This is a genomic window from Clostridium sp. MCC328 (genome assembly GCF_018785465.1).
In the GTDB taxonomy this organism is placed as follows: Bacteria; Bacillota; Clostridia; order Lachnospirales; family Lachnospiraceae; genus Pilosibacter; species Pilosibacter fragilis.
The window spans coordinates 1-3,989 of record NZ_WQPW01000034.1; the positions used below are offsets into that span (position 1 = coordinate 1).

The 3,989-nt window shown below is 44.9% G+C and carries 5 protein-coding genes; all 5 read left to right on the forward strand.

All coding sequences use genetic code 11. The features are described from left to right. Positions 1-801 (forward strand): DUF4368 domain-containing protein (locus GPK83_RS06275; protein WP_215704303.1); only part of this gene is annotated, 801 nt, incomplete at its 5' end. Between the two features lie 4 nt (positions 802-805). Beyond that, on the forward strand, positions 806-1,183 hold the full coding sequence (locus GPK83_RS06280) for a TnpV protein (protein ID WP_005944774.1): 378 nt from the start codon (positions 806-808) through the stop codon (positions 1,181-1,183). Between the two features lie 13 nt (positions 1,184-1,196). Continuing rightward, a complete protein-coding gene (locus GPK83_RS06285) occupies positions 1,197-1,481 on the forward strand; it encodes a DUF6809 family protein (protein ID WP_005944778.1) in 285 nt (94 codons plus the stop codon). 131 nt (positions 1,482-1,612) lie between these two features. Then, positions 1,613-3,145 carry a hypothetical protein gene (locus GPK83_RS06290; RefSeq protein WP_015573038.1) on the forward strand — a complete coding sequence of 511 codons (1,533 nt, stop codon included), beginning with the start codon at positions 1,613-1,615 and terminating at the stop codon, positions 3,143-3,145. Between the two features lie 288 nt (positions 3,146-3,433). Then, positions 3,434-3,895 (forward strand): DMP19 family protein, encoded by a 462-nt coding sequence (locus tag GPK83_RS06295; RefSeq protein ID WP_215704304.1) that lies wholly within the window; start codon positions 3,434-3,436, stop codon positions 3,893-3,895. Positions 3,896-3,989 lie beyond the last annotated feature (94 nt).

Sequence of the window (3,989 nt, forward strand, 5' to 3'; positions counted from 1 at the left end):
TGCACGACACAGCACCGTATCAATGAAGATGTGGTACTGTCCCTTGTTTCCGAAATGCTCAAAGCTATTGCCGAGTATGCGAAGCATGACAGAGCCGAGTTTGTCCGAGTGGTGCAGGAAGCGCAGTCCAGCCAGCAGACGGCAGAGGTCAAGAAACAGCGGACACGCCTTGCCACCGCAAAGCAGAGAGTTTCCGAGCTGGAAGTCCTGCTCTGCAAAATCTATGAGGACAACATTTTAGGAAAGCTGTCTGACAGCAGATATGCCACTCTGGACGCTCAATATGAAAAGGAGCAGACCGAGCTTACCGCTGAAATCTCTGTTCTGGAAAAGGCTATCAAGAGCTACGAGAAGCACGAAAAGGACGCTGACCGTTTTATCGCTCTGATTGACAAGTATGAGAACTTCGACAAGCTGACGATTGCCATGCTCAATGAGTTTATTGAGAAAATCCTTGTGCATGAGCGTGACCGCAAGGGCAGTATTCAGACCACACAGGAGGTCGAGATTTACTTCAATTTCGTGGGTCGTTTCGTTCCCCCTGCGTTTGGCGAAGTGGAGCTTACCCCGGAGGAATTAGAGGAAATCCGCAAGCGTGAGGAACGCAAGGACAGGCTCCACCAGAACTACTTGAAGCGGAAAGCCAATGGTAAACAGAAAGAGTATGAGGAGCGCACGAAAGCCAAGAAAAAAGCGGAGATTGAAGCCAGAAAACAGGCAATCCGCACCGAGGATATTGCCAGAGGGGTATTTATCCCGGTGAGCAGTTTGCCGCAGCTGGGACCGAGAAAGGGAGCGTGATTTTATGAAAGAGTTGAAACCGAGAATCCATGAGAACGGTATGGACTATGTGTTGGTGGGCGACTACTATGTGCCGGACTTGAAGCTGCCGGAGGAACGCCGACCTATTGGGCATTGGGGACGCTTGCACCAGTCCTATCTGAAATTGCACCGTCCCATGCTTTACAACGAGCTAATTTTGTCCGGCAGGCTCCACACCGTCGTTGCCGATCTGAACGAGCAGGCGGCAGACAGGCTGGACTTGATTATCCGGCAGATGATGAAAGCCGAGGGCGTGACCGAAGCCATGAAAGCGGAAAATCAGATGTTATGGGTGCAGTCAATGAACTCCATCCGCTGCCGGGCAGAGGAAATCATCAAGACGGAACTAATCTACTGTTGAGAGAGGTAAAGCTATGATTTTGGAAGCCATGTATAATGGGGAGTTTTATCCCTGCGAGACAGTTGTACCTACATCACCGGAATACCGAAAGGCAGTCATAGCCTGTGAAAAGCTCATGGAGCAGTTGTCCCAGCGGCTCAGCAAAGAGGACTATGAGCTGGTGCAGGAACTCCGGGCGCAGACAGCAATCGCCCAATGTGAAGAAAGTGAAAGTCACTTCAAGTATGGCTTTTCCGCTGGGCTGATGTTCAGCAGGAAGCCCATGAACAAGTGCAGCAGAAGAAAGAAAAATAGATGAAGAAAGCCGCCTGAGCAGAAAGAAACTGTTCGGGCGGTTTCAGCATTCGCCAGTAGATTTATTCACACTCTTGTGATAAAATTTACTACAATAAAGAGCGTGATAGCACTAATTTTATGGGGGGATGCTTAATGAATAGAATTTTGAAAAAATTTTTACAGCGGGGTGTCGATTTAAGTCCTGTGGGAGTTGAACTCCGTGAGGATAATACAAATTATTTTTGTACCCCAAAAGGGGCATCGGTTTTTGGATGGGCAGGGATAGATGGTATCCACTTCTGTTTCATTCGTGGATTTGGAGAGATGGTTTTCTCTGTCAGCCCCATGAATACTTCTCCTGATTATGTTCATCCAGTAGCTGAAAATTTTACCGACTTTCTGCGGCTTATACTGGCTTGTGGTGATGTGGCGGCAGTGGAACAAGCGTGGATGTGGAACGAAGCACAGTTTGAAGCCTTTCTCAATGAAAACCCTACAACCCAGGAACAACAGCAAACTTTATCGGAAATTTCAGAGAAGATGAATTTGTTGCCTATGGAACAACCGTGGACATATATCAAAAACCTGCAATCTTCCTTTGATTACAGTCAGATTAAATACACAGAAGATTATTACGATAATGATATGACTTCAGAGGCAGAATTGGTTGCCCCTGAATGGAAGGTCTACTTTGATGGAGATTTCTGGGGACATCGAGGTAAAGACCGTGCCGGAAAAGAGATCAAGCTGGATAAACAATTCGATTGGGCTGGATATCATTGGGTAATTCCGGCAGCTTATTCATGTAGCAAAGGACTTGTCGTTGATTTTTGTATGCGAGTTGATTCAGAAAGCATCCGTGACTTCATGAAAAAATGGAATCTGGACTGGGAAAATGACTCATGTGAAAATTTTACCCGTGAGCAACAGATGCAGATGGAATGGGAAAACCCACTTTGTTTTAACTTCAAACCTTGCTTGAAGTTAAACGAGAAAATATTACAGACAACCCATGGCTGCGCTGTGAGCTTTAATCCTTGTCTGCCAGATGGCGTTATCAATGAGTTGGAAGCAAAATGGGCAATCGACCATTATGGGCTGGATAGTACTTATGGCTGGGTCATATGCAGAGACGTATTTCCTTGGGGAACCAAGCATCACCCTGAAATCAATAAACTTTTTCTTACAATGGAGCAGCAACCAGGACAAGTTCCAGGCTCACATTTCAAAGTTCACGCACCCGGAGATTCATTTATGTTTTCCCATCCTGTTAGCGGAATAACCCATACACTGACCGTGCAGGAAATAGAACAGCAGACAGTTCCTCAAAATAGTTTTGGTTCTGATCGCTGGATTTATCCGACACATTATATTGCCATGAGTTATACACTTACCCCTGAACCGATGGAGAACATTTCGGTTTTTGACTGTGATGAAGGCGATAGACCGATAGAAGTTACACCAGACGATCATTCGTTCCGTCCAGTTGGCAGTAGTTCCTGTTTTGTTGTTGGTGTTATTGGTGGTGCAGATGGTCCGACAGCAGTTATATATGGAACAAATTCACAAGAAAAACTTCATGCTGCTTGTTCTGCTCTGCACTTTGAACCGGTTGGTGATGATGTCGAGTGGCGTATCGTGTTCAATGTTACGCAGTTTGACAAAGAAACATTCCCAATTATCTAAAAATACCCTTAGAACTCTAAGGGCGCACTTCTATACTCTCTATCGAGAGTAGTGCGTCCTGCGGAGCTTCATTCCCGGTCAGCAGAAGAAAACTGCTCGACCGAGAATGTTTCGTCACTTCGTTCCGTCAAGGTGGCTACACCCCCTTGCGCCGCTAAAGCGGCTATCCCCTGTGGACTTGCCGTCCGCAAACAGCATAAAATGCTGTTCGCCGCCAGCAAGTTTGAAAGCGACTAAAATGAATTTTATGGAACAAACAAATCGGCAGTATGAAAGGAGAATAGCAGTATGGATGATTACGGAAAATTATGGGATAATTATTCTATCGAATTTAATTCAAAGTTAGTAAATTCAAATGGAGATTGGAACAAACTGGACGAAGATGAACAAGAAATTGCTGCCTTATGGAAGCTATTTGTGGACATAAATAACGGAGGATTTATCCAGTTTTTTTGCAACTGGGGTTTCCAATGTTTTTGCTATGCCATGCGTGGGCTAAAGCGCATCGATGATACCAGTCTTTATGAATTACTGGCAGACACATATTATGATGTTCTGGAAAAATTTAAAGATGATACCAGATTAACAGAATATTGGGATATACCAGAGTATCTGACAGATGAAGATGAGGAACGCCTTAACACTGCCGATAAACAGTTCTATAAAACAGAATGTGAACATTTTACTAAAATGGCTTATGAATATTACCATCAAACATTGAAGAAAACGGTAACACCGATTGATACTTAACAATTCCAGTTTGGCGAACTGATAAAATCCCTTTAGGAACTAAAGGGCGCACTTCTATACTCTCCTATCGGGAGTATGTGCGTCCTGCGGAGCT

Coding starts and splice junctions, on each gene's coding strand:
- GPK83_RS06295 (WP_215704304.1), top strand. CDS start 3,434: ATGGATGATTACGGAAAATTATGGGATAATTATTCTATCGAATTTAAT.
- GPK83_RS06290 (WP_015573038.1), top strand. CDS start 1,613: ATGAATAGAATTTTGAAAAAATTTTTACAGCGGGGTGTCGATTTAAGT.
- GPK83_RS06280 (WP_005944774.1), top strand. CDS start 806: ATGAAAGAGTTGAAACCGAGAATCCATGAGAACGGTATGGACTATGTG.
- GPK83_RS06285 (WP_005944778.1), top strand. CDS start 1,197: ATGATTTTGGAAGCCATGTATAATGGGGAGTTTTATCCCTGCGAGACA.